Annotated in this window: 19 protein-coding genes; 9 read left to right on the forward strand and 10 right to left on the reverse strand. The window is 36.4% G+C overall.

Annotated elements, in window-relative coordinates; all coding sequences use genetic code 11:
- Window positions 1-20: 20 nt before the first annotated feature.
- Complete coding sequence (locus ACP6PM_RS35940) at window positions 21-1763, forward strand: hypothetical protein (RefSeq protein ID WP_426591656.1); 1743 nt, start codon at window positions 21-23, stop codon at window positions 1761-1763.
- 718 nt (window positions 1764-2481) lie between these two features.
- Here the strand turns inward: ACP6PM_RS35940 and ACP6PM_RS35945 are convergent.
- Both ACP6PM_RS35945 and ACP6PM_RS35950 read right to left on the reverse strand, forming a co-directional pair.
- Window positions 2482-2640, reverse strand: coding sequence for a YqaE/Pmp3 family membrane protein (locus ACP6PM_RS35945; protein ID WP_202224214.1), 159 nt, complete (start codon window positions 2638-2640; stop codon window positions 2482-2484).
- Window positions 2641-2954: 314 nt separating this feature from the next.
- Window positions 2955-3092 carry a hypothetical protein gene (locus ACP6PM_RS35950; RefSeq protein WP_426591657.1) on the reverse strand — a complete coding sequence of 46 codons (138 nt, stop codon included), beginning with the start codon at window positions 3090-3092 and terminating at the stop codon, window positions 2955-2957.
- A gap of 278 nt (window positions 3093-3370) precedes the next feature.
- Here ACP6PM_RS35950 and ACP6PM_RS35955 point away from each other — a divergent pair, with 278 nt between their 5' ends.
- Entirely contained in the window at window positions 3371-3676 is a 306-nt protein-coding gene (locus ACP6PM_RS35955; protein WP_426591659.1) for a hypothetical protein, read from the forward strand.
- Window positions 3677-3902: 226 nt separating this feature from the next.
- On the opposite strand, the gene ACP6PM_RS35960 is transcribed toward ACP6PM_RS35955, so the two are convergent.
- Complete coding sequence (locus ACP6PM_RS35960) at window positions 3903-5087, reverse strand: DUF4336 domain-containing protein (RefSeq protein ID WP_426591660.1); 1185 nt, start codon at window positions 5085-5087, stop codon at window positions 3903-3905.
- Window positions 5088-5489: 402 nt separating this feature from the next.
- Window positions 5490-7865: a CBS domain-containing protein gene (locus tag ACP6PM_RS35965; protein ID WP_426591661.1), complete on the reverse strand. Its 2376-nt coding sequence runs from the start codon at window positions 7863-7865 to the stop codon at window positions 5490-5492.
- A gap of 223 nt (window positions 7866-8088) precedes the next feature.
- On the opposite strand from ACP6PM_RS35965, the gene ACP6PM_RS35970 reads away from it, so the two are divergent.
- On the forward strand, window positions 8089-9180 hold the full coding sequence (locus tag ACP6PM_RS35970) for a PstS family phosphate ABC transporter substrate-binding protein (protein WP_426591662.1): 1092 nt from the start codon (window positions 8089-8091) through the stop codon (window positions 9178-9180).
- A gap of 171 nt (window positions 9181-9351) precedes the next feature.
- Here ACP6PM_RS35970 and ACP6PM_RS35975 read toward each other — a convergent pair whose 3' ends face one another.
- The gene (locus tag ACP6PM_RS35975; RefSeq protein WP_426591663.1) at window positions 9352-9765 is read right to left on the reverse strand and encodes an RNA-guided endonuclease InsQ/TnpB family protein; all 414 of its coding nucleotides are present in this window, start codon (window positions 9763-9765) and stop codon (window positions 9352-9354) included.
- A 680-nt stretch (window positions 9766-10445) separates the two neighbouring features.
- On the opposite strand from ACP6PM_RS35975, the gene ACP6PM_RS35980 reads away from it, so the two are divergent.
- Window positions 10446-10640: a hypothetical protein gene (locus ACP6PM_RS35980; protein WP_426591664.1), complete on the forward strand. Its 195-nt coding sequence runs from the start codon at window positions 10446-10448 to the stop codon at window positions 10638-10640.
- A gap of 460 nt (window positions 10641-11100) precedes the next feature.
- Window positions 11101-12144: a nitrilase-related carbon-nitrogen hydrolase gene (locus tag ACP6PM_RS35985; RefSeq protein WP_426591665.1), complete on the forward strand. Its 1044-nt coding sequence runs from the start codon at window positions 11101-11103 to the stop codon at window positions 12142-12144.
- 1147 nt (window positions 12145-13291) lie between these two features.
- Here the strand turns inward: ACP6PM_RS35985 and ACP6PM_RS35990 are convergent.
- Entirely contained in the window at window positions 13292-14110 is an 819-nt protein-coding gene (locus ACP6PM_RS35990) for a class I SAM-dependent methyltransferase (RefSeq protein WP_426591666.1), read from the reverse strand.
- An 814-nt stretch (window positions 14111-14924) separates the two neighbouring features.
- Between ACP6PM_RS35990 and ACP6PM_RS35995 the strand changes: the two genes are divergently transcribed.
- Window positions 14925-16340 (forward strand): aldehyde dehydrogenase family protein, encoded by a 1416-nt coding sequence (locus tag ACP6PM_RS35995; protein ID WP_426591668.1) that lies wholly within the window; start codon window positions 14925-14927, stop codon window positions 16338-16340.
- A gap of 1018 nt (window positions 16341-17358) precedes the next feature.
- Here ACP6PM_RS35995 and ACP6PM_RS36000 read toward each other — a convergent pair.
- Window positions 17359-18714, reverse strand: coding sequence for an FAD-binding oxidoreductase (locus ACP6PM_RS36000; protein WP_426591670.1), 1356 nt, complete (start codon window positions 18712-18714; stop codon window positions 17359-17361).
- Window positions 18715-18848: 134 nt separating this feature from the next.
- Between ACP6PM_RS36000 and ACP6PM_RS36005 the strand changes: the two genes are divergently transcribed.
- Both ACP6PM_RS36005 and ACP6PM_RS36010 read left to right on the forward strand, forming a co-directional pair.
- On the forward strand, window positions 18849-19157 hold the full coding sequence (locus ACP6PM_RS36005; protein WP_426591671.1) for a type II toxin-antitoxin system HigB family toxin: 309 nt from the start codon (window positions 18849-18851) through the stop codon (window positions 19155-19157).
- Window positions 19132-19545, forward strand: coding sequence for a helix-turn-helix domain-containing protein (locus ACP6PM_RS36010; RefSeq protein WP_426591672.1), 414 nt, complete (start codon window positions 19132-19134; stop codon window positions 19543-19545). Before ACP6PM_RS36005 ends, ACP6PM_RS36010 begins: the two co-directional genes overlap by 26 nt.
- Before the next feature lie 182 nt (window positions 19546-19727).
- Here the strand turns inward: ACP6PM_RS36010 and ACP6PM_RS36015 are convergent, their stop codons facing one another.
- The 3 genes from ACP6PM_RS36015 to ACP6PM_RS36025 all read right to left on the reverse strand — a co-directional run bounded on the left by ACP6PM_RS36015 (window position 19728) and on the right by ACP6PM_RS36025 (window position 24553).
- A complete protein-coding gene (locus ACP6PM_RS36015) occupies window positions 19728-21896 on the reverse strand; it encodes a pentapeptide repeat-containing protein (RefSeq protein ID WP_426591673.1) in 2169 nt (722 codons plus the stop codon).
- A gap of 154 nt (window positions 21897-22050) precedes the next feature.
- The gene (locus ACP6PM_RS36020) at window positions 22051-22920 is read right to left on the reverse strand and encodes a DUF6714 family protein (protein WP_426591675.1); all 870 of its coding nucleotides are present in this window, start codon (window positions 22918-22920) and stop codon (window positions 22051-22053) included.
- A 298-nt stretch (window positions 22921-23218) separates the two neighbouring features.
- Window positions 23219-24553 carry a cytosine deaminase gene (locus tag ACP6PM_RS36025; protein WP_426591676.1) on the reverse strand — a complete coding sequence of 445 codons (1335 nt, stop codon included), beginning with the start codon at window positions 24551-24553 and terminating at the stop codon, window positions 23219-23221.
- 379 nt (window positions 24554-24932) lie between these two features.
- Between ACP6PM_RS36025 and ACP6PM_RS36030 the strand changes: the two genes are divergently transcribed.
- Window positions 24933-25691 carry a DUF561 domain-containing protein gene (locus ACP6PM_RS36030; RefSeq protein WP_426591677.1) on the forward strand — a complete coding sequence of 253 codons (759 nt, stop codon included), beginning with the start codon at window positions 24933-24935 and terminating at the stop codon, window positions 25689-25691.
- Window positions 25692-25751 lie beyond the last annotated feature (60 nt).

Genomic DNA, 25751 nt, shown 5'->3' on the forward strand with positions numbered 1-25751 from the left:
ATTTAGAGGGTGTTAGAAAAATGAACAAATTCAAAAGTATAATCGACAGGGCTAGCAGTGAGGCAGATGAGGAACTTAAAACCCTACAAGAACTAGAAATCTTTGTTCTAGATAATTCTGTTCGTGAAACCACTGTAGGAACTGCTCGTGGTCATGTTCTAGAAGATAAAATAAATATCTTAAAAGCGATCGCTGAAACTGAACTAAATGAAGTGATTCTTGGCACTTATGGTTCTAACAGAAATGTTGACGATCAAATTCCCAAACATTGGATCGATCTAGGTGGAACCTTAGAGAATATGTGGGGATTTAGCGAAGCTTACAGTGCTTTAGATAAAGATGGAGTTCCCATTGATGAGCCAGCAGATGGATTGTTGGAAATGGTCAATGACCATAAGATGAGTAATGCGATTATCGAAATAGATTTATGTAGTCCTGCTATCAATTATCAGCAGTTCGATCTTAACCAATTTATTTTAAACCAAGTGGAGTGGGCGAATAAAAATTTGACTCCACGGGGCGAACAAAAACTTCCTCCACGTGTTCTGGTAAATTTGAGAGATTTCGCAAATTTTGCAACTGATACAGAGGGTTTAACCAGAGCGCTCCATCTCGTTGAAGCTTTGGGCAATCTGCCTAGCGATCGCCGTCCCTTTGGATTGATGATTGAGGAACCAACGGGTTTTTTGCTGCCAGAAACAGTAAGCAAACTGACTCGTATTATTCGTGAAACGATGATTTCGGCAAATTGGTCAAATGGTAAACTACTTGTCCATGTACATTGTGGTTTTGGTCTGGCAGAGTCAACCGTTTTAGAAGCATTGGCAAATGGTGCTGATGGAATATGGAGTGCTGTTTGCAAAGCTGGAGCAGCTTTAGGACATTCATGCTCAAGTATTACTTTAACAAATTTAGCCCGACTTGGCAATAAATTTGTAACTCGTACATACAACCTACCAGCCATTATTAAAGCTGCCCGCAAAGTACATACAATTACATCAAAAGAAGTTGTCCCTAGAGATCAGGAAGTTTATGGTAAGGAAGCTTTTGATCTAGTGTTCGGTGGATGGCATGGATTCATGGGAGATAAAATGAGCGCCGTTGCTAGCCTGATAGGTGTCAAGCAGACTGTAAGAATCAGTGATTTTGCTAATGCCGAAATGCTACGTCAAGCTATGGTTGAACGGTTTGGTGAACCTGAAAAAACCGGATGGGATGAAAACTTATGCAAAAAAATGGAAGAAAAAATTGATGAGCATTTAATTCTCGGACAAAGCTTTGACTACAATACTATTACTGGGTTAGCCCAATTATACGAATACAGCGGAGGATGTATTTCATCGTCTATGCTGAAAATTATCACCTTAGACAGCGATATTCCTGATGAACACCCACTGCTCGTTAGTCTGAAGCAACGATGGCAAAAGTTGTCAGAAAAAATTAATTCGCTATCTCATGAAAATATAGAAGAACTAACTTCAAAATCTAGCATATTCTGGCAAAACCCAGAAATTCCTGAAACGATGGCAGAGATACCCATCAATAATTTTCTTGATGATATTTTTACGGGTGTTCATGTCACAGAAAAACAAAGGGAGATGATTAGCAATTTGTTAGATGTTGACGGTAACGGTTATGTATCTTGGCAAGAGTTTTTATTTCGTTTGAAATGGGCTATACAACAGAATGGTGTACTTTTCTACCCAACACCGGAAGCATTAATTTTAGGAACTTTTGATTTCATCTTACAGCAGTTTTCATAAGGAGGTATTTAGTTAAGGAAAAATGTCCGCGTAAAAATCCTGAACTTTAGTCACCTAATATTTAATCTCTTTAAGAAAGTTTGAGGTAATAGGTTTAAGGTTTAATTGATAATTAAGATGGTAGGTGTTCAACAATTAATAATTAACAATTAATAATTAATAATTACCTCTTCTTATCAAGAAGAAGTAGGGGCTAAAAGGAATTTTTTTTCTTCTCTTGGTCAATTGGATATGGCGTACTTCGGGGCGGCTCTGTAAAGAGCGGGAGACCTTTCCCTCCGGGACGCTTCGCGTTAACGTAGTTGTGCGCTAGCAAACGCCATCCCATCCTACGGAATGCTCCGCATTCACGTCGGCGACAGCCGAAGTGCGTTTGCGTAGCATTCCGATAGGAAAGTTATGCGCCAGCTAAACGACAGCCTTTTCTCTATGAATGGAGAGGCTTTATACCTTAATTTTTCGGTAAGTGATACTAGATCCGGTTTAGAAAGAAGTTTTATTATAAAGGTAAGGCAGAAGGCAGAAGGGTTAGAGAAGAATTTGAAAAACCTGCTTTTGATAACCGGATTTGGTATGAGACAGAAATACCTGAATATTACCACCTAAAACACAAGAACTACAGGACTTACGCATGAGGTACGAAAAACTAGGATTTGAGATTGCTTCCCTATCGGTCGCAATGACGAAAATACTTTGTACTGCGTAAGTCCTAAACTATTTATCTTTTAGCAATAATCCAAACAGCATGAACAATTCCTGGAATATAACCCAGTAAAGTCAAAAGAATATTCAACCAAAATTGACCACCAAAACCTACTTGCAGAAATACGCCAAGTGGTGGTAAAAAAATTGCACAAATTAAACGAACAATATCCATTGTTAAACTCCTTAATAAAATGGTTCTTTGGTATACATTTTAGATATAGGGAAAATAAGAAAATGCTCTTCAGCTTTAACGTAAAGCCCCTATTTTTTTAAGCTTATCATCTAATTGTCTCAAAAACTGTAAATCTGTGCTATCGGATAAGTACGTTATAATAAAGTTTTTGTTTGTAGTTGGGCTTTAGCCCCTCCAATATTTATGCTCGGGCTAAAGCCCAACTACGAGCCTAATTATAAGTATTCTAGCAAACATGATATAACTTATTCATATTTGAGGCGATCGCCTGAAAAAAAACAAGGCTGAGGTAACTAAATTACCTCTATTTTAACTTCTGAAAAGCGCTGCAGATCAAAATTGCCAGAAGTCTCTAATAGTTGAGCGATCGCTTCTGTATCTGCTGTTGGTTTAATCAAGTTTCGGGGTTGAGCAGAGCTATCTTTCAGCAAAGGATAATAATTGGATACCTATTACTAATGCTTCTCGGTTCATGCACGGTAGCCCATTTTAGTTTATAACTGATCAAATATATTATAATACCAATTATATCTTAGGCTGCACAGAATTATCAAATTCACGATCGGGACTCTAGTTCCTTTGCGTTAATAAATGTTAAAAGATTGCCAATTTTCAGAATCGGTAAAAGCATGATTTATTTAGGAAATACTTTCGTGGCAAAAGCAACGCCGGATACTGCCTCACAATTCAAGCAGCCCTTGAACAGAACTTGTTCTGCCAGACCTATCCCAATACCTTCTATTTTAACTATGTTACTGAGCAGACCCGCCCTGGGGTTTTAACCAAATACGAAGTTCCCGAGGCGCTGATGAATCCATTTATGATTCCCCCTGCCATGTATCAGGGAAGCAAGGTGTTCGACAAACCCTTCTATGAGGGATTCAACTCATCAGACTGGTGGTCTAATGACGGCTTGGTTTCCGCCTACAGTCAAATGTATCCCCACATAAGCGGTAACCACTCAGTCGGTGGAACCATCGAAGAGCAGAAGGAACAGTTTACGCCGGGTAAGTGATTCTATCAGATGGTCAACAGCACCGATCACCTTGACATTGTGTTTATGCCAGATGCACTAAACATCAGGAAACAAATATCCTTCTACACTGAACTGTTCCAACGGCTTGCTTCCCTATGATACGGATTAGATGAGGAGATGGGGAGATGGGGACCCACCCCTAACCCCTCCCAGGAGGGGAGAAATATTTGGTAATGGTTGAAATGGAACATTACACAGAATGTTGTTAACGCAAAATCCCTCTTTTCTTCAATCCTTCATCTAATTGTCTCAAAAACTGTAAATCTGTCTCTGGTAAATACCCGCCACTATCCTTTTCTAAAAAACTAAACGCTTGCCTAAACTCATACCCACTTGCCTGAATAGGCGCATCAAAATGACAAGGAATAATCTGCCGAAAATTCCAACTTGCCACCTTCTCAACCCACTCCATCACCTGCTGTGGATCGCGATTTAAAATTAGAGTTTGCAATATAGGCGCTACTAACAACCGCCCATCCTGTCGTAACTGTGAAAAAGAACGCTGCCAGTCAGACTTCCACCGCCACGGTAAGAGACCAAAATATGCACGCTTCGAGCGATCGCTTGCTTTCCCCACATTCTTCAACACTTCCCCAGTAGGAACTACATCCAGAGCATCCACCTGAAAATACAATGCAAACAAACATATTTTTTGCCACCCTACACGTCTATTTGTCGGAGTATCTTCTACTACATCAAACACATCATCTTTAGCATGAAACAATAAAGGATAGGGATCTAAATGCAAAACCTCCGGCGGTTCCACAGGTACAGATAAAACAGTATCAACCGCCAGTAAAGTTTGGGATGGACTATGCCAGAATACTACTTCTGCAAAAGGTTTGAAACCAATATCAAGAGGTCCGAGAGTTGCGTAGTCAAATTCTGCTGCAAAAGGTGCATCTCCACTATTCACAGGGAGTAGGTAGGTACGGTTTCTTGGCAAACCCAACCAACTCAGGGGTAAATTTACAGGAAAACTCCATTGGTTGGGCGTGACAAAAACTTCCGCCGTGGGAAATTTTCTCGCAAAGGGTCCCACATATACTTTATGTTCTAAGCCAGAAATAGTTGGTAAAATAATGTAGCGAACTTCTCCATATTTTTCTACCAATTCATTGACAAGACGGACGCATTCCCGGGTTGGTGCTATTGGAGCGTAGACAAACAAACCGCCTCCGAGCATTCTGACTACTGTCATCCTAATTGGCACAGTGACATAAAAGATGCCCTGAAGTTGGTCAAAAGTCCAGATTGTATCTTTAACTATTTCTTTTCTTAATGTCCGCCGCTGCCCATAGGGATATAAGGGTAAAATTGGCCATAGTGGCCATGACCAATCCCTAGAGTTAGAATTTTGTTGTTGTTTTTGTTTCCCTGAAAGCACCATTAATGCAGTTATTGACTACAATTACTAATTTATCAGGACTTACCGAATAATTAATAATTAATTATTAATTATTAAATACCTTGGTTTAAAGCCTCCCCTTTTTCAGGGAAAAAAATTAAAATTTTTCCAAATAGTATCAATCTTCTCCCTTTTAGGGAGAGGTAATTATTAATTGTTAATTGTTAATTGTTAATTGCTGAAGCACCCAAACAAGAAATCGGGTTTACTGCCCTGATTATTGTTGCGAGTTTAAGAGGATGTTTGAAAAGTATGAATTTTGATTGATATCCCCCCTAGCCCCCTTTTTCAAGGGGGGAAATACAACAGAAAGTCCCCCTTAATAAGGGAGATTTAGGGGGATCGATGACTTCTAAAACAACCTCTAACTTCTAACTTCTGACTTCACATTGGCAATTCCACTGTAAAAGTTGTCCAACCATTACTGCTAGTGACAAGTATATTGCCATGCAACTGTGCTACTAATTCTTTGAGTAGAGCTAAACCTAACCCAGTACCTCCTTGTTTCCAAGGATCGGCATTAGGCACTCGATAAAATTTAGTGAATATTTTAGGTAACTCAGATTCAGAAATTTCTGATGGATTACTAACTATAAATTTGATGGGAGCAGGCGTTTCTGAGGTGCTTTTTTTGCTGTTTTTTTTCTGGTTACATTCAATTGAAAATTTGATGTCTCTACCATCTTCAGTATACTTGCAAGCATTATTCAGGAGTTCTGCTAAAATCCTGCCTAAACTATTATGATTAGAACGGATCTTAGGTAGTTGTTTAGAATATTTAATCTTGAGAGTTTGTTGGCGTTCTTTCACCCGCGATTTAAAAGGTTCCATGATAGTAGGAAGCCAAGTTGTTAAATCTATTATATCTAAAGCAATAGATTCTGTACCTGCTTCTAGGCGCTGTAAATCTAATAAATCAGTAATTAATTCAATTTCTCTTTTGCACTCTGTATCTAAAATATTCAAATATTTTTGACCCTTTTCTGAGACAGGAAATACTTTCAACATATGAATAGCCATTTTCATATTTGATAGAGGTGTTCTTAATTCATGGGAAACAGTGCTTAAAAAATCATCTTTGAGAATATTAAGTTGCTCCAATTCTTTGACTTTTTGTTCCAATTCCGCAGTGCGTTCTTTTACCTGTCTTTCTAAGTCTGTGTTGAGAGTTTGTACTTGTTGATAAAGTTGAGCTTGCTGGATAGCGATCGCTAACTGGGTTGCTAATTGTTGCAATAAATCAATTTCAGATGGTTGCCACTCTCGAATGCCTGAGTATTCTTGGGTACACATAATTCCCCATAATTGCCCATCTTGAGAAATAGGTACTATCAAGAAAGCTTTTACCTGCTTTTGCTGGAAACTCGTAATTTGTTCTATAGCTAAATCTGTTTGCTCAATATCCGCAACTGCCTGAATCTTATTTTTCTTGATTTTTAAACTTGACATTAAGCATTCAGATGAACTTCGATCGCCCATCCAAGAATTGCAATTACGATCTACTGACTCAGCTACTATCTTCGTTACTTTTGCCGATTTTACTTGAAATAAAACTACTCGATCGGCTTTCAGAAATTGTTGCACTTCTGTAACTGCTGCATTGATTATTTCATCTAGATTTAAGGATTGATGAATCCTTAGAGCAATTTTGGCCAGGAGGCGATCGCGCTCTAACTGTTCCTGTATTTCTGCTGTTCGTGCCTGCACTTCTTTTTCTAGTTCTGTGTTCCGATTATGTAACAGATTAAATTTTTCTGCTTGCAGTTGATTAACGTCTTTTCGTAATTCTCTGACTAACCCAAACATTACTGTGGGGTCTAAAACTTGTAGTAAGCTTGTCTGATTCACTGTTCCCAGCAACTCTCCTTGTTTGCTACATACTATCAATATTTGCACTTGTTCCTGCAACATTTTTTTATGAGCATTCCATAAAGAATCAGTTGGTTGCAGAAAATTCATTTGAGTTTTCATTACCTTCTTTACAGGTATTTTTCCCAAATCCATATCAAGAAAATATGCTTGTGCAATATCATCATTAGCAATTATACCGAGCGGTTTTTCTATACTTTGTGTTTGCACTTTTTTCTTCTGTGTAATAATCACACTATTCACTTTGTTTTCTGCCATCATTTGACTAACCTTCAACAATGATGCTGTTCCTGGGATTGTAACTGTAACACTGTCATTTTTTACTTCATTTACTCGTCTTAATCTCAGAATATTAGAAGGTTGCAGGACTTGACGAATTTTTTCTGGTGTCACAACACCAACTATTTCACCTTTACTATCTAGCACTGGTAGATGACTAACTTTATGTTTCCGGAATAGAGACAAAGCTGTAAATAGATCTTGATCGTCTGATTCTTTTAGAGTAATAACACTAGATGTCATTACCTCGCTAATATGCACATCTTCTGATAAATTTTGTAGATTATTAAATTGATCGGTGGCAATTAATTTGACAATATCGCTGGCAGTAAATATGCCTAATAAAGAAGATTGTGAATTATACTTTTGTTCTTGGTCAACAGGTATATTTTTTACGACTAAAACACTTGTTGCTTTTTCCTGGTTTGATAATATTGATGGATCGAGCTGCTCATTTTCAGATGTATTCAAATTGGGCAAAGCACAACTATTATGTAACTTGCTCATTAGTTTGAGTACATCTACCAGAGGAGTTTCTGGAGTTACTGTTAAGGGATGACGGTCAATAGCTTGTTGTAGGGGTGATGAATACATACTAGATTGAGCAACCATAATCATATTTCCTGATTTTATTAGGTAAGAGTAATTTAAAATATGATCTATATTTTTTAGGCAAATTCACAGCTTCTTTTCTTTGCTAGTTCTATGACAATGGTAATTATTACCTAAAAATATAGTCTAAAGTTTATCACAAAATTAATTTTTTATCAATATTTGCAAGTGATAAAATTATATATTGTATTGTTAAATAAAAACACCATTATCAAAAAAGTCTATGAACTTAGGAATTAAATTAAGATACAAGTATCTTCATTATTTTACATTAGCCATACTCCTGCTCATAACTGCCTGTGGGGGTGGAGAGAAAAAAACAGAACCTCTTGAGACTCCCTCAGCAGCAACTCCAGAAGAAGAACAGACAAAAAGCTATGTTCTAGTTGATGGTTCAAGTACCATTTTTCCCATCTCCAACACAATGGCTCAAAATTTTATGCAGGATAATCCTGATATTCAGATAATTGTGGGAATATCTAGTTCTGGTTCTGGACTGAAAAAGTTCTGTATTGGGGACACAGATATATCAAATGCTTCTCGTCCCATTAAAAAGTCTGAGATCGATCTGTGTCGGGCAAACGGAATAGAGTTCGTTGAAATTCCTATTGCCTTTGATGCTATTTCTATTATTGCTAACCAGTACAATGACTGGTCAGACTGTCTAACTCTAGAAGAATTAAAAAAAATTTGGCAGCCTGATGATACGGAGAAAGTTACCAACTGGAAACAAATTCGTGAGGAATTTCCTGAAGAACCCCTGGGTCTTTATGCTCCTGACACTGACTCTGGTACTTATGATTACTTTACTGATGCTGTAATTGGAGCAGCAGGTAAAAGCCGAAAGGACTTCCAGGCTAGCGAAAATGATAATATCATTATTCAGGGCATCGACTCTGATTGGGGTAGTTTGGGTTTCCTCGGTCTTGCCTACTATGAAAACAATAAAGATATTTTGAAATTGATTGCTATTGACAATGGTAATGGTCAATGTGTGGAACCAAGTCAGGAGGCGATCGCCAATGGTACTTATACTCCCCTATCTCGTCCATTACTTTTATATATCAATAAAAATTCTCTAGAAAAAATGCCTCTTGTTAAAGCTTTTGTTGATTACCAAATAGATGTTACTAACAAAGAGGTAATTTCTGAAGTGGGTTATGTCCCTATATCAGGAATTATACAAGTCAAACTAAAGGAGCGTCTTAAGAAACTCACTACTGGCTCAGTTTTTGAAGGAGAATCTGCTGTTGGTGTTAAGCTTATTGATAAATATTTGTCCGAAAAAGAAAGAAAGAAGATGGGTGGTAGTTAAAGCAAGTCAAAAATCAAAAATACGATATTATTTATGAATCAAGTGGCTTGCAAGACCGAAAACGTTTTTCTCTATTGATGATTCTACGCTAATAGAGACAACTTAGATTGGTATGGGTTGCTATCACGCGCTCCAGAGGTCTGACTCTCCCGTAGCTTTTCCTTCGGAATGCTACGCAAACGGCTCTCCCCCAGATTCCGTTAGCGTTAGCGTAGCTCCTCTGTAAGAGGCAGCTCCTCCGTTAGCGCAGCTCCTCCGCAGGAGGCAGGAGGCGTCCCCCTTGGTACAGTTGACTATTGCTCCTAACATTTCTAAGCCTTTAGCTAGAATGTTCCTTGCTGCATTATGGTCTCTATCAGCAATATAACCGCAGTGTGGACATTTGTGAGTTCTAACAGACAATGATTTCTTAACTGTTTGACCACAATTTGAATATTCTTGAGATGTGAAATGGGGAGGTACTGCTACACAAACAATTCCGTGCAACTTAGCATAATATTCAAGCCAAATTGTGAATTGATACCAACTTACATTAGATATTGATTTGGATAAATGGTGATTTTTAACTAGATTAGCAATCTTCAAATCTGCCTTCGGCGGGCCGCTCCGCGTCTTGGATTAACGCCCTTGCAGTATTTAGCGCGTGGTCTTTACGTTGTCTACTGATTTTCAGGTGCTGCCTAGCTAATTGAATTCTTGCTTTGTGGTAAGGGGAGCGGTCGGATTGGCGACGTATATTTGATTGCAGTTTTTTACCTTTTTCATGGCGACGTGATACTCTCCGTTGTAGCTTTTTAATATCATGTCTCTTTGAATAACCACAATAAAAATTTAGGGATTAGGGAGTAGGGAGTAGGGAGTAGGGGAAAATTTAAAAAATATTCTCGCGCGAGAGAAAAGAACGTTTTTATTACGGCTAATTAATGAGACTTGATATAACCCACATTCCGCACGTCAAATTATAACATTAAAAGTAGTATTAAAATCGGTAGCTTGCTAGGTATTTATACTATGTAAATCATCTTCATTGACCTTTCTCAAGAGTCAAATTCTGAGGAGATATTAAGTATAAATGCTTACTTAATTGTTGATTTATTAAGTTACCACTATGATTTATTCCTAAATTCTGACTCCTAACTCCTAACTCCTGACTCTTGTAAAATCATACTTTTATTCACCAACGCCGAAAAAACTAATATTTATTCCTTCACTTCCAGAATTTTTGTTTCAAAATATTAAGTAAAGATGAGTTGAGAGTATTGTCCATGTTTCCATTCTTTACTAAGTCCTGCTGTGGTTGGGACTTTTTTCAACCAGAATCTCGTAAGGCCCACCAGGAGAATAAACTCAAATTCCTCAAGTGGATGCGAGATGACCTAGAAACCAGATTGGCTGGACTTAATGCGGCCATTCAGACTATAGAACGGCAAATAAATCAAGATCAAGATCCAGCTTCCTAAGCTATCTTGAGTAGACTATTTTTAGTTCTTGCATTTTAACTACAGTTATATGTTTTTCTGGGGCGTAATATTTTGCGCCCCTTTTTATCAGTTATCAGTTAGAGGCACGGCAGTGGGAGCATCTTGCTCCCGTGCTAGGCATTCATTGTTCCTACCTACATTCCGCACTTCAAAACGTAGCATAAAAAATAAGGAATCAGGAGTTGTAGGGGCGAATGGCCATTCACCCCTACAGGAGTTAGGAGTAAATAATTAAGCATAAATACTTAATATTTTTCTGAGAATTTGACTCAGGAGAAAGGTGAATAAATAGGAGCTATATAGTATAAATACTTAGCCAGTTACCGATTTTTATACTACTCTTAATGTTACAACTTGAGGTGCGGAATGTGAGTTCCTATATACCATTACTATATAGGACTACCGACTTTTAACTTCCGTGAAACTGTATTAGCAAACTATGATCGAAGCTATTCATCAAATACCTACTTTCCAAGCTTTGGCCCTCCAAGTCAAAGCTGAGGCAGTAAATAAGGCCAATGACCGCTTAGAAGCGCGATCGCTCATCGAAGAAAGTATTAACCGCATCGCCCAACAAATAGCGGCCAGTAAAGCATTTATTGGCCCAAACTGTAAATTGGTCTTGTTACCAGAATATTTCCTCACAAGTTTCCCGATGGCGGAGTCTTTGACAATTTGGGCAGAAAAAGCTTGTTTAGAAATGACAGACCCCATCTACGATCGCCTGGGAGAAATTGCCCAAAAAAATGCTATTTTTCTGGCTGGCAATGCTTACGAACTTGACCCCAACTTTCCGGAACTATATTTTCAAAACTGCTTTGTTTTTGACCCCAATGGCAATATGGTATTGCGCTACCGCCGTCTCAACTCCATGTTTGCTCCTACCCCCCATGATGTTTGGGATAAATATCTTGACTGTTACGGTTTAGAGGGTGTGTTTCCTGTGGCCAAAACAGCGATCGGCAATATTGCTGCTGTCGCCTCTGATGAAATTTTATTCCCAGAAGTGACGCGATGTTTGGCGATGCGGGGGGCAGAAATTTTACTCCATCCTACTTCCGAAATTTATGGGCAAGCGCGATCGCCTAAAGAAGCAGCAAAAGTTTCCCGTGCTGTGGAAAATACAATGTATGTTGTCTCTGCTAATACTGCTGGTATTGCCAATACTCCTATTGCTGAAGCTTCGGTTGATGGAGGTTCCAAAATTCTCGACTATCGAGGTTTAATTTTAGCAGAAACTGGGCAAGGAGAAAGTATGGCAGCTTATGCAGAAATTGATATTACTGCTCTGCGCAACTATCGCCGTCAAGTGGGAATGAAAAATTTGTTAGCAAGACAACGGTGGGATGCTTACGCAGAAAGTTATCGTCAGTTTCATGGTTATCCTGGTAATACTATGAATAGTGGAGTTGTGGAACGAAAACATTTTATTGAAACTCAAGTTGCAACTATTGAAGAGTTGGCAAAACAAGATATTATCTAATAGATATCTCCGAAAAAGATATAGACTTTTTACATATAGTAGGCAACAGGGAACACTTAACTGGGAACAGGCAAGATTATTTTTACGAAAAAGTTACGGAAAATGATTTTGTGAGAAACTTTTACTTCTATTACTTATGTTAAATATAAGGGCAAGTTTATTTTCTGGATATGTCTAATACCATTTCTGGTAGTCCTGCATGGTAATGGTGAGGATATATATTTTTTAATTTCTCCCCATCTCCCTATCTCTCTATCTCCCCATTTCCCCACACTCCCGGTGCTTCCTTTACCATTACTATGCACCACCACCCCATTTCTCAGAGACTGTTTGTCAAGGAAATATAAAGAGGAGATAGGGAACAGGGAATAGGAAACAGGAAGGAAGAAATAAAGACAACTAATTTGTCAGTTAAAAATCTAGGAATATATGTACCTTTCCACCTCTGGCATTTACCAAATTTTAATCTCTTGAAGTACTACCGCTTTTAGATTTTAGCCACTATTTGCTCTCTTATATCATGTTCGGTTGAATACTTATAAATCATTAGACCTCTCCAGAAAAGAGGGAACAGGGAACACTTAACAGGGAACACTTAACCCACCCCTAACCCCTCCCAGGAGGGGAGTAATTGATAATTTATCGATAAGAATTGATTCTATTTTTAATTTTTGGAGATGTCTATTAGGAAGAAGTCAGTAATCAGTAGTCAGGAGGCAAAGACTAAATTTAGAAGGAAGAAGGTTTATTATAACTAATTATCCGAACATGGTATTAATACTTAATTTTACAAACAGTCTCTCAAAAACTTTTCTACATTTTATTGAGCGGGGGAGTAGGGGAGTAGGTAGGGACGTTGCATGCAACGTCCGTACGCAGAAGTAAATAGAAGACGGGATTAATATTAACTTGCTAATTATTAGCAAAAAAATTGTTCAGTTCGTGCTAATTATTTAATAACTGAAGTATTATTCAAGTATAGCATTAATGTATGGGAATTGGTATAATATGTAAGCATTCAGTCTTCAACTAGCCTCTTTTAGAGGAACTGCGTTAACAGCTATTGCTTTTATGGACTTCCAAATAAAAAATTATTCTATATAACATTACCAAATAAAATTTTCATCTCAAAATCCTGGCAAATTAATCATAATTTTGTTCCTGATGCTACTAAAGCAGACATAGGTAAAAGCAATTTATTTTTATTAAAATAAGGTTGTGATGTTTGACGAATAGCAGCCCTAATATCTGCAAGATTTTCCTCAGTTTGATTGCGAAGCAAACCACCTGTTCTTGCCGTGCCTTGATAAAAAGCATCAAGCAATTCATCAGCATTTGTTAATTCCCAAATCAAAGAAAATTTACTTACTAAAGGATGAGAAAAACCTGCATTTTGTAATGCATAAATACAGTTTTGTTCTTCACTAAAATAAAAGAATGGAGGTCCTTCAGGAAGATCTACTTCTAAATTACCATAAGCTTGAATTGCTTCATAAACTAGCTTCATTCCAATACATTTATCCATTACATCCCAGACAGTAAAAGAAAATTTTCCTGGATGACCTAGCACTCGAAATGCTTCATTAATTGCTTTTTGAGGTTCAGCCAAATGTAAAATGCCAAAATTCATCACAACAGCATCAAACTCTTCATTTTTAAAAGGTAAATATTCGGCTTCTCCTTGAATAAATTCTAGCTCAGGATTAAGTTGTTTAGCCTTCTTTAACATAGCATCAGAAAAATCTAATCCGATCGCCTGACATTCACGTTTAGCAGCATCCGCAGCTACATAACCAGGTCCAGTAGCAATATCGAGTATTTTAGTTCCTGTTTGAGGGTTCACAGTATTTAGAAGTGGTTCAATCATTTGATTAGTTAGAGAACCAAAAGAATTATCATATTGGTCTACAGATTGTTGCCACGCATTATACTCAAAGTCTCTAAATTCTTTGGCTAAATTAGTCATTTATTTTATCTTATTTCGACAGTTGTTTTTATTCTATCATACTACAGTAAAGGGAATAGGGAATAGGGAATAGGGAATAGGGAACAGGGAGAAGAGTAGGGACGAATCATAGTTAGTCTCAATTCAAAAGAAATTTAATTATTAATTATTAGTTATTCAACTATACTATAATACTAATTTGGTAGATACTTGCTGAAAACTGATAATTGAAATGGCATACCCTATTTCTAATAACCATAGTTTTTTCATTAATTGATAATGGATAATTACCTCTTTAACAATTGATAATTAACAATAGATAATGGATAATTTTTATAATAGACATCTCCAAAAATAAAAAATAAAATCAATTCTTATCCATAAATTATCAGTTATTTCTTCCTGTTCCCTGTTCCCTGTTCCCTCTTTTCTGGAGATGTCTAATGGATAATTATTGAGAGTTGAAAAATTTTGTACTATTGAAAAACTTTCACCTTTTTTATATATAAAAGAAATATAGCAATCCGCGCATAGGTTGCGGGTAATCAAAAAGTAGATAAAAAAACGAAACTTCCACCTGTTCCCTGTTCCCAGTTAAGTGTTCCCTAAAAGCGGTAAGATTTTTATACACAAATATACAGGGGATTGCTATAGTTTCCTTTTTGTCCAAAGTTTAGCAAAGTAATTAATTATCAATTAAAAAGGAGAGGCTTTAAACCTAGATTCGATTAATTATCAATTATTAATTATCCATTGGTAAGATTATTTGATGCAATTGGTATAATATTCTCCTAACTCCTAAAATTTACTAAATCAAAAAAAAGAAGCATAGTTTATGGTTAATCAAGTTCAAGTGCGCAACCCACATACAGGAAAAATAGATTATTTTATTACTCCTCCCACAGCAACAGAAATTGGGGCTAAATGTGTCAGTTTACGCACAGCACAAATTGAGTGGCAACAGTTAGGAATAGAAAAACGAATTGAGAAAATCCAACAGTGGAAAAAAGCTATTTTGTCTGACAAAGAAAAGTTAACAAAAGCATTAGTAAATGATACAGGTAGACTGAGAGAATCAAGAATAGAAATTGACTCTGTAATTAATAGTATAGATAGATGGTGCAATTTAGTGCCGGAACTCTTAGCAACTGGGGAAACAAAAACTACAAAAATTCCATTTATTCAACTTAAAAATCAGTTAGTACCTTATCAGTTAGTTGGTATTATTAGCCCCTGGAATTTCCCTCTATTGTTATCTTTAATAGATGCAATTCCAGCTCTACTTGCTGGTTGTGCTGTTATAGTTAAACCCAGTGAAATTACTCCTAGATTTATTGAACCTTTATTAGAAACTATAGTTACTGTTCCATTGTTACAGGATATTTTTACTTATATTGAAGGGGCTGGAGAAACTGGTGCAAATTTAATAGAATATGTAGACTTTATTTGTTTTACTGGTAGTGTTACCACAGGTAAAAAAGTTGCCGAAGCAGCAGCAAAAAAATTTATTCCAGCTTGTTTAGAATTGGGAGGAAAAGATCCAGCAATAGTTCTTGATTCAGCAGATTTAGAGTTAGCAACATCGGCACTTTTATGGGCTTCAGTTGTTAATGCAGGGCAGTCATGTTTATCTATTGAACGTATTTATGTAGCCGAGTCAATTTTGACAGAATTTATTACTAAACTTACTGAAAAAGCTAAAAGTCTGAAGTTAAATTATCCTCATATTGAATCTGGAGAAATCGGACCAATTATTTCAGATAGACAGGCAGATATTATTACCGAACATTTAGAGGATGCAGTGAGTAAAGGTGCAGTTATTCATTGCGGAGGAAATGTGGAAAAATTAGACGGTGGTTTCTGGTGTTTACCTACGGTTTTAACTCAGGTAAATCATAGTATGAAAATAATGACTGAGGAAACTTTTGGACCGATAATACCAGTAATGTCTTTTGCTACTGTAGAAGAAGCAGTTAGATTAGCAAATGATACAATTTATGGTTTAACTGCTGCTGTATTTACAGGTTCTGAAACTGAAGCTTTAGCAGTTGTTAGTCAGATAAATGCTGGTGGAATTAGTATTAATGATGCAGGTTTAACAGCGTTAATAAATGAAGGAGAAAAAAATTCTTTTAAGTTTTCTGGTTTAGGTAATTCTCGGATGGGTGCTGATGGCATGAAAAGATTTCTACGGAAAAAAGCGATTTTAAGTAAAGTAAATTCTGTTCCTAATCCTTGGTGGTTTGATTAATACCAAGGGTGATATAATGATAGATAAAAATTTTTTTTCCGCAACATTGTCATTCTCAATATTAGAGACTTCCAAATAAAAAATTACCCATTCTGATGAAAGTAAGGTAGTAGGGAGTAGGGAGTAGGGAAGAAATTGAAAAAGTCAGGGAGTGGGAACTAACAAGTTAACTATAGGAGTACAAAAATTGGGATAATTTATTTTTTGCTATTCCCTTAAAATTCAAAAAAATTATTAACTATTCAAAAATTACTGATGTTGTAGAAAACATTGTTGGTTATTCTAATGGTTATCCTTTTTTGTAGTATTAGTATTAAATATGGTAATGGTCAAGGAATTAGTTTCAATAAATTTTTACCGAATAATTAATAATTAATAATTAATAATTAAATAATTCACGCCTTGAAGCCTCCCCTTAGATAGGGGAAAAAGCGGTCGTTTGCGGAGCATGATCTTAGGATGGGATGGCGAGGAGACCTCGCCATCCCATCGACCAAGAGAAAAGAAAATATTCCTTATATTCAATCCTCTCGGTTTTAACCAGAGGTAATTATCAATTATCCATTATCAATTAATGAAAGGTGGCACTAAATTACAGTTTCTCCAGCATTTGCTATGTCCAACGTGCAAGAAAATGCACGTCCACTCACAGGAACAAGGTTTTTTGTGATGACTTATGCACATTATCCCACTTCGCCAAAATTTAGGAGATGATTAAAACATAGAGATTAGCAATTAAGGAGTACCTCAAAAAAAGTATCAATAATTTCTACTTTTATTTATTTATGTGTTTGTGTGTGTTTCATTACGTTGTAGCCCCTAAGTCTATAGGGGCTATTTTTTTTGTATAGCGCGTAGTGCTAGGGAATAGGGAATAGGGAATAGGGAATAGTGAACTGTTAAAAAGGGTTTCAGGATTTAGAAATGTCCTAACCTTAATGCGTAGCGCTATAGATACCCCCTAATATCATGTGCGGAAATCTTGTTTCTTTAATTATCAATTATCCATTATTAATTATCAATTATCCAACCAAGCTTTCATTTTTCCTGGATTTAATAAACCATAAGGGTCTACTTTTTGCTTAAATTCTAACTGTTCAAAATCTGTGGTTTTCATTCCCCCATCTTCCAAAACATAGGTATGAGGATTAAAAATAATTACCCCATTTTTTTCGTGATATTCAATAATTTCATTCAGTCGTTCTTCTGAATTATAACGTACAATTTGTAATCCAACTGGTGTAGTTTTACCATCCATTCGCACAAACTCTAAGTGCATAATTACTTCATCACCAAAATGTCGATACATTTTTTCTACAAGTGCTAGATTTTTATCAGTTGGAAAACCACTTTGTAAATATGTCAAACCTAAATCTACACTCCGCGCGTGTAATGTCGTATGGTTCCAAGTAAACTCATATATTGGCGTACCCTTACTTGCCTCTTGAGCAGTTTTTTCATAACAAATTTCGCTCTTAAATTCTTTAAGCAAATCTTGCAAAGATTCTAAACTATATTCAGATATCATCAAAAAAGCACAATGTTTTCCTTCAGGAATTGAATTTTTTAAACCAGCAAAAAAACTAGGTATCGGCCAAGCAAAAATTGTAATTAATTTTTTGACAATTCCATCACTATCTCCTAAAGCTTGAGCGAATTTTGCACAGGTTATAAAATCATCAAAAGTTACTATTAATTCTGCCCAAGGATAAATAGGAGCTAGAGGTATTTCTAATTGAGTAATAATTCCATTTGTTCCATAAGCATGATTAACTTTTTGTACATCATCACCCCGCAATTCTATAACTCTTGGTTCGTCTTCCATAGTCACGACTCGGACAGCAGAAACATTACCTCTATCTCTCAATCCACCATAATTAATTGAACCAATTCCACTACTACCACCGCCGATAAATCCGCCAATTGTAGCAGTACGATAAGTTGAAGGAAACATTCTAATTTCCCAACCAATTTCTCTAGCTTTTTTATCTAATGCCATTAATTTTATTCCTGGTTCGACACAAGACAAACCAGGTTTTATCCAATTAATATTATTCATTTTTGTAGTGTCGAGAACTACCCCTCCCTCCAAAGGAATACATTGCCCATAATTACCAGTTCCCGCACCTCTAACTGTTAAAGGTGCTTGATATTTAACGCAAGTTTTAGCTATTTGTAAAACTTCGGATTCGTTGGTAGGACGAACAATTAAATTAGCTCTTTTGTCTTTAAGTTGGGATTCTAAAACAGGGCTGAAATGATAATAGTCTAAGGAGAGTTTAATGACTTGATTTGGGTCAGTAATAATTTCTATATTTGTTAGTTCTGATGCTAGGGCATCCCAATTTATTTGTTTTGTTTCAGTTGTTGTCATTAGAATTTTGAGTAAAAGATTATTTTAACATTATTATATAGAATTGCCTGAAAAGTAGTTATTGTGATAATAAGAAGTTTTTTGAAAGATATTGTGATATAATTAAATAACATCAATAAGTAGCGATCGCTAAAATGCGTATTATCAGTCGGAGGACACTGAGACAATATTGGGAAAAACATTCTAATGCTAAACCTGGAATTTTGCTATGGTATAACCGGGTATCAGATGCAGAGTTTCAAAACTTTAATGATTTACGGCAAATCTTTCCTTCAGCAGACTTAGTTGGAAATTTTACTGTCTTTAATATTGGAGGAAATAATTATCGACTCATTACTTACATTGATTACGAGTACAAAATAATTTTTATCCGTGCTGTACTAACGCACTCCGAATATGATAAGGAAAATTGGAAAAATGACGACTGGTTTCAAAACTCCTAACAATTATTATATAGAATTAATCACTACATTTCCCCCTCGCCCCATAACTAACGAAACTGAATTAATAGCTACTCAAAATCGGATTAATTCTATTTTAGACAAAGGTTCCCTGACAAAAGAAGATCGCGACTATCTAAAAGTTTTAGGAATGTTAGTTTATGAATATGAAGAAGAACACGAACCAATTCCTACTATTCGTGGTGTTGAACTTCTGAAAGCTTTATTAGAAGAATCTCAACTTTCTCCTCAAGATTTAGTTCCTATTTTAGACAGTGAATTTATAGTTTTAGAAGTATTGAATGGCAAATGTAAACTATCAGAAAATCAAATTCAAGAACTAGCTAATTTTTTCCATATTTCTCCATCTTTATTGATAGATATTGCATAATTATTGAGATATTTATTTTTGTTGGGTTTCCTACGTCAACCCAACCTACATAATTTCCCTAATTCCAAAAACAACCTCCGATAAAATTTCAAATTCCTGCTCTACATTGAGTAAATTGAAAGGTTTTGAATGTCAGAAATGTCTCTGAAATATAAGATGTAAAAACATTCAAATTATTTAATTTATTTTGTCTTTTGCCAATCTTCCAACGCTGCAATAACAAAACTACTAGCAGGATGATTTAGTAATTGTTCAACGGCAGAAACTCCACCAGCTTTTATCGCACTGAATATTCTTTCTGCTTTAGTTGAATTATTATCAATTTGTGTAATTACTTCTGTAGCAATTTTCATTTTGCCTGCCGTTGTATCTGAGGGGTAAGTTTCATCTAGTTGCTCTAATAATTCTTGAATATCTTTTGCTGCTTGTGCTAAATTTTGTTCTTGAGATTCATGAATTGTACGAGCAATTTTTGCAGAGTCTTTAATTTCTCCTCCGCTACCAGCTATACCATAAATTTCTCCTTTGTTGCCAACTGCTCCATGAATTTCACGAGCATGAATTTGGTCTCCACTACTTTCTGCCATTTTTGTATCTCCTTGATTATGATAATTTTCTGCATATATATTTGGCGATTGTATCACACTATCTACCCAACCTTCCAATCGTCTAATTTGTCTATCTTTTTCTGCTAATACTAATTCTAACTCACTTGGTGGAAGTGCTTTTAATCTATCATAAGTATCAAAATATTCTGCGTGTAACTCTGAATGCTCTGCTTCAGGAGCAGTGTCAGCTTTTACCAATAATCCCTGACGGTTTTTCCCGCGTTTTTCCATAGAAATTATTTCTAAATCTGCTTCTGGATGTTCTTCTTGTAACTGCTGAAATGAATAGGCAACTATTCTAGGGTCAACTTTTTCCGCATGATAAAAGTTGAGGGTTTCCATCATTGGAGTAATAAAATCAACAAATTCTCCTTCTTGAAAATTCCTATTCCAGTTAGCAGGTTCGCGACGAGGATTATCATTTAAACTATCTTTCGCTGGAAGTTTGAGAAAGTCAGGTCGTTTATCTGGAGGCAGACGCATATAAACATAATCGCATTTGATACCATCTAGTTTAGTTGTGGTTGTTATCCCCCAGTCTTCAAGAAAAGCTCCGGTTAAAGTTGCTCCTGTGAGGTCAGCTTGGTCTAAAAATGTTCCTACTAATTTGGCACGAGAAAGGTTTGCATCTTGAAGGTTGGCTAAGTTGAGATTCGCTTCTATGAAACTGGCATTAGTTAGGTTAGTTCCCTGGAGATTGATTCCTTGAAGATAGCTTAAGCGATCTAAGTTGATGTTTTCACCTTTACCAGTTTTTACTAATTCTCTGACTTTGGCATCTTTTAGATAAGTCTTTCCTGGTCGTATGCGGTCTAGTTTTATAGTATTTTTCCAACAAGCATGGGTTATGTTAGCTTCTCTGAAATCTGTACTTTTGAGGGTAGCATTAGTGAAGTCAGCATCAGTTAAATTTGCATCTCTGAAAGAGGTTCCACCTATGGCAGCAAAAGCAATAGCTATATTGCGAATCAAGGTATATTTTTTATCACCTTTGATTGATTGGTGAGCGATGTAAGCACTTAACGATGTTTGAGCTGCAACTAAGACAAAGATTAAGACAAGGATAAAAACTAAGGGTAAAGTTTCATTGAACGCAGAATCTAACCTATCTGGAAATGCTCTGTTGATGAAACCCGCTAAGTTTCCTGTCATGGCTCCCGCTAAAGTTAAGGCTAAGACTCCCACTAAGGCTAAAGTCCCTGCTAAAGTTAAGGCTCCCGCTAAAGTTAAGACTAGGGTTAAGATTAAGACACTACCCCAGGAGGCTGTAAAATTGATGCTTAACGCAGTTAAGGTTATGACTAAAAATAATGCTAGGGCTAAAACTTCCGTTCTCACTCCCTGAAAAATTATTATCATCCAAAAACCACAAACTACTAAAATAATTCCTGCCCAAGTAGCAATTTGATTTGCTAAATAAGGTTCAGATATTAGTACTTCACCCAATTCTAGTATTAGACTGCCAGAAATAAAGAAATTAAAAAACCCTAGAACTCCTGCAACAATAAATAAACAAACAAGCAAAACCACCACCCAACGTTTCTGTAACCCTGCCTTAGCTCCACAAAACTTAGCACCCGTTAGATTTGCCCCACTAAAATTAGTACCTCGAATATCCGCTTCACTAAAATCAGCATCAGACAAATCTTTTCCCTTAAAAGACAAACCTCTAAGATTAGCTCCTTTAAAATTTCGTTCACCTTGTTGATATAATTGCAATATTTTACGTTTACGCCGATTCATATTTTGTATCTATTAAAAAGGATTTAGTAAAGGAAAATTGGCAAAATGACCACTGGTTTTAAAACATCTAACAATATAATATTATATAAAATTGATTACTACATTTCCTCCTCATATCCTGTTTATTTATCTTAATAAATTTCTACCTAATAACTTATTCAACTTCATCACCTAAAGGTTGACAAAATTGCCCCCAATATTCTAATGATTCAAAAGTATTATATCGACCGTAATTATCATCAATACTCATAAAACGTAAAAAATTACAAATGGCTTCTGATTGTTTCCTGGTAAAAAATTCTCTACGAGATAGATTAAAAGAGGATGGAATTAAAGAAAACATTGTAGAGTCAATAGAAGTGTTATTGGAGGTCTCATAATTATTGATTGTCCATAAAATATAAGCAGGTAGATAGAAACGATAGCCTTTTTCATCAAAAAAGCTTAAAATATCAGATAAATTTTCAATTAACTTATCATTAGTATCCTGCCAATTATTGGGTAATAATTCTTCAACAGATAAATTTTTAACTAAATCTTGGGAAATATATACTCCTCCATTTTTAGCTAGAATATTATGGTAAATTTGTTGTTGCCGTCGCTCGTACTTATCTTCTTTTTTTAGATAACAATCAAACATATAATCATCAATCATCCGAGCTTCAATTAAAGTAATTCCATCCTCTAGTTTTACTCCAGCAAATGCTTCCTGAATAGCCTGAATAACTTGTTGTTTAAAAATCTCTAATTTTTCGTCTAAAGTTTTCCAATTAGGCAGTCTAGCTTCACTTTCAGTCGGATTTCTTACCAAATATCCCCATTCTTCTTCACAAACTCCCCAACGATTAAAATTTTGCTGTGCTTGTCTCAAAGTACAATAATTTGTGCCCCATTCCTCAAAATTATTAGTATCTTCCCAAAAACAAACTGGGCAGATTTGATATGTTCCTGGTGGTGGTTTTTCAAGAGTTAAATAACCACAACAAGGGCAAGGATAAAATTTTGTTATTTTCGGTTTATTCATCAAAAAAAAAGTTTTTATGATTAGATAAAGTATATGTTGGGTTGCGCTGTCGCTTAACCCAACCTACTAGCGTGTCAAGCTTGAAATGGTGTGTTAGGAGCGAGTAACGAACGAAGACCTCTCCCCCAACCCCTCTCCTGCGATGCGAGGAGAGGGGAAAAATCCCCCCTTCCATTGCAGGGAAGGGGGCTGGGGGGTTAGGTTTTTTTAATCCACATTTTCAAGCTTGACACGCCACTACATCTGTCAAAATTAAATTTTTTAACAGTGGGAGCATCTTACTCCCGTAAATTTTTTCCTATTCAAATAAACTATCTAATTCACAATAATCAGGTAAAGTTGTATCAATAACTCGACCATTTCTCAATACCACCCTATCATGTTGAGACCGTGACAAAAGTTCGCTAAAATTCCTACCTTTAAACAGAATTAAATCGGCAGACAACCCAACTCTAATTCTACCAATATTAGGCAAACCAATTAAATCGGCAGGAGTCTTAGTCACAGCATTCGGCCAATCTCCATAAGGCATATCTAAATGAGCAATTCTCACCGACATATTAAACACTTCTAAAACATCATGGTCGCCAAATCCAAAAAACGGGTCGCGACAATTATCACTGGCAATAGCAACAGAAATTCCCTGTTTTTTCAATTCATGTAATAAAGTCACACCCCGCCATCTCGGAGTATAATTATCTTGCCTATTTTGGAGATAAAGATTACACATTGGCAGACTCACAATACTAATACCAGCTTCCTTAACTAACTCCAGAGTTTCTGTTACTTGTTCGGTAGTTTGTACAGCCAAACTACAACAATGTCCGCAGATAATTTTGCCAGAAAATTGATGACTAATTGCCTTCTCAGCAACCTTGTGTAAAACCCTAGAATTAGGGTCTCCATTTTCATCAGTATGTAAGTCTAAATTTAATTGTCTTTCTTTCGCCAAACTAAATAATTTATCTAATTGATTATCTACATCTGAACTCATAAATGGAACCGCTCCTAATATCCCACCAAGATCGGCAATTTTATCCGCTAATTTTTCTCCAGCTTGAGTAAGATAATAATCCCCAGTCACCAAAGAAACAGGTTGTAATATTAATCTATCTTCCCACTCTTTTTGTAACGCTTGAAATACCTCCAAACTAATATTTGCCTGTTCTGCAAAACAGTCAAGATGAGTCCGAATAGCCTTTGTACCATGAGCATAACTGCATTTGAGACCAAATTCCATCCGCCGATAAATATCTTCAGCATTCCAATATTGTTCCGCATCCCTAGCACCCGCATCCAAAGCGCCATTAAAACTACCATCTGGGTTAGGCGATCGCTCCCAAATATGTCCTTTATCTAAATGAGTGTGCATATCCACAAAACATGGCCATACCATACCACCCTTCAGGTCAACATTAGGAATGTCCCCAGTTGTCAGAGAAGGCAAGTCTGCTGAGGAATGGACAATTTGTCTGATGACTCCCTGTTTAATCTCTATATTTACTAAAGACAGACCTTCTCTAGTTTGACTTAGTATCTCTGAGTCAGTTTCTATAAGACACACAGGTACATGAGCGTTTTTTAGCCAATAGTTAGAAGTATCAGGGATTACTGAAAATTGTCGATTGTTCATAATTTATTTTATCGGTAAATTTCATTAAGACCTCTCCCCCAACCCCTCTCCTACAAGGAGAGGGGAGAGTCATAGGTTGGGTTGAAGAAACGTAGCTTGCTTCCCGTAAGGGTAACCCAACACCAATTACAACACCAAAATTTGTAGTGGACAGACACATATTCTAGATTTATGTTGTCGGTAAGTCTAATTAAGACCTCTTCCCCAACTCCTCTCCTACAAGGAGGGAGGGGTAAATATTCCCCCCCTTCCCTTGCAGGGAAGGGGGCTGGGGGGTTAGGTTTTTTTACCCACAATTTTAATTTAGACACGCTACTACAGATACTATCTCCGTGGCACAATAATGTAGAGAAAATTATAGGTTAAAGGATTAAGTTCAATGATGACTGAATCTAGATTACAGACTGCATTAAAAAATGGCCAAGCTCTAAAAGTTATTAGTGGTTTGACTAATTTCGACAAAGATAGAGTCGCAGCAACCGTTAAAGCGGCAACTTTGGGTGGAGCAACCTTCCTTGATATTGCTGCCGATCCTAGTTTAGTAGAAATGGCACGCAGTTTAACTAATTTGCCTATTTGTGTGTCTGCGATTGAAGCTGCTAAATTTGTACCAGCAGTAGAAGCGGGTGCTGACTTAATTGAAATTGGTAACTATGAGGCATTCTACGATCAAGGTATGCGCTTTGAAGCAGAGGAAGTTTTACAGTTAACTCAAGAAACTCGCAAACTTTTACCTAATATTACTCTTTCTGTAACTGTTCCTCATCTTTTAGAGTTAGATCGCCAAGTACAACTAGCTACTGAGTTAGTAACAGCAGGTGCTGATATTATTCAAACTGAAGGTGCTGTCATTGCTAAACCAACTCACCCTGGAACATTGGGTTTAATTGAAAAAGCTGCTCCTACTATCGCAGCAGCTTATGAAATTTCTCGTGCTGTCAGTATACCTGTGTTGTGTGCTTCTGGTATTTCTAATGTTACTGCTCCATTAGCTATTGCTGCTGGTGCTGCTGGCGTTGGTGTGGGTTCTGCTATTAATAAGCTGAATGATGAAGTAGCGATGATAGCTGCCGTTCGGAGTTTGGTGGAAGCTTTGGCAAGTGTTAGTCATGTGAAAGCAGATGCAATGTCTGTTTAATTTGCTTGACTTGGAAAGTTTCCAGGTTAATGAACTACATTAAAAAATGATAACTCTGTA

It is taken from the genome of Dapis brunnea BLCC-M229, assembly GCF_050015995.1.
Classification (GTDB): domain Bacteria; phylum Cyanobacteriota; class Cyanobacteriia; order Cyanobacteriales; family Microcoleaceae; genus Trichodesmium.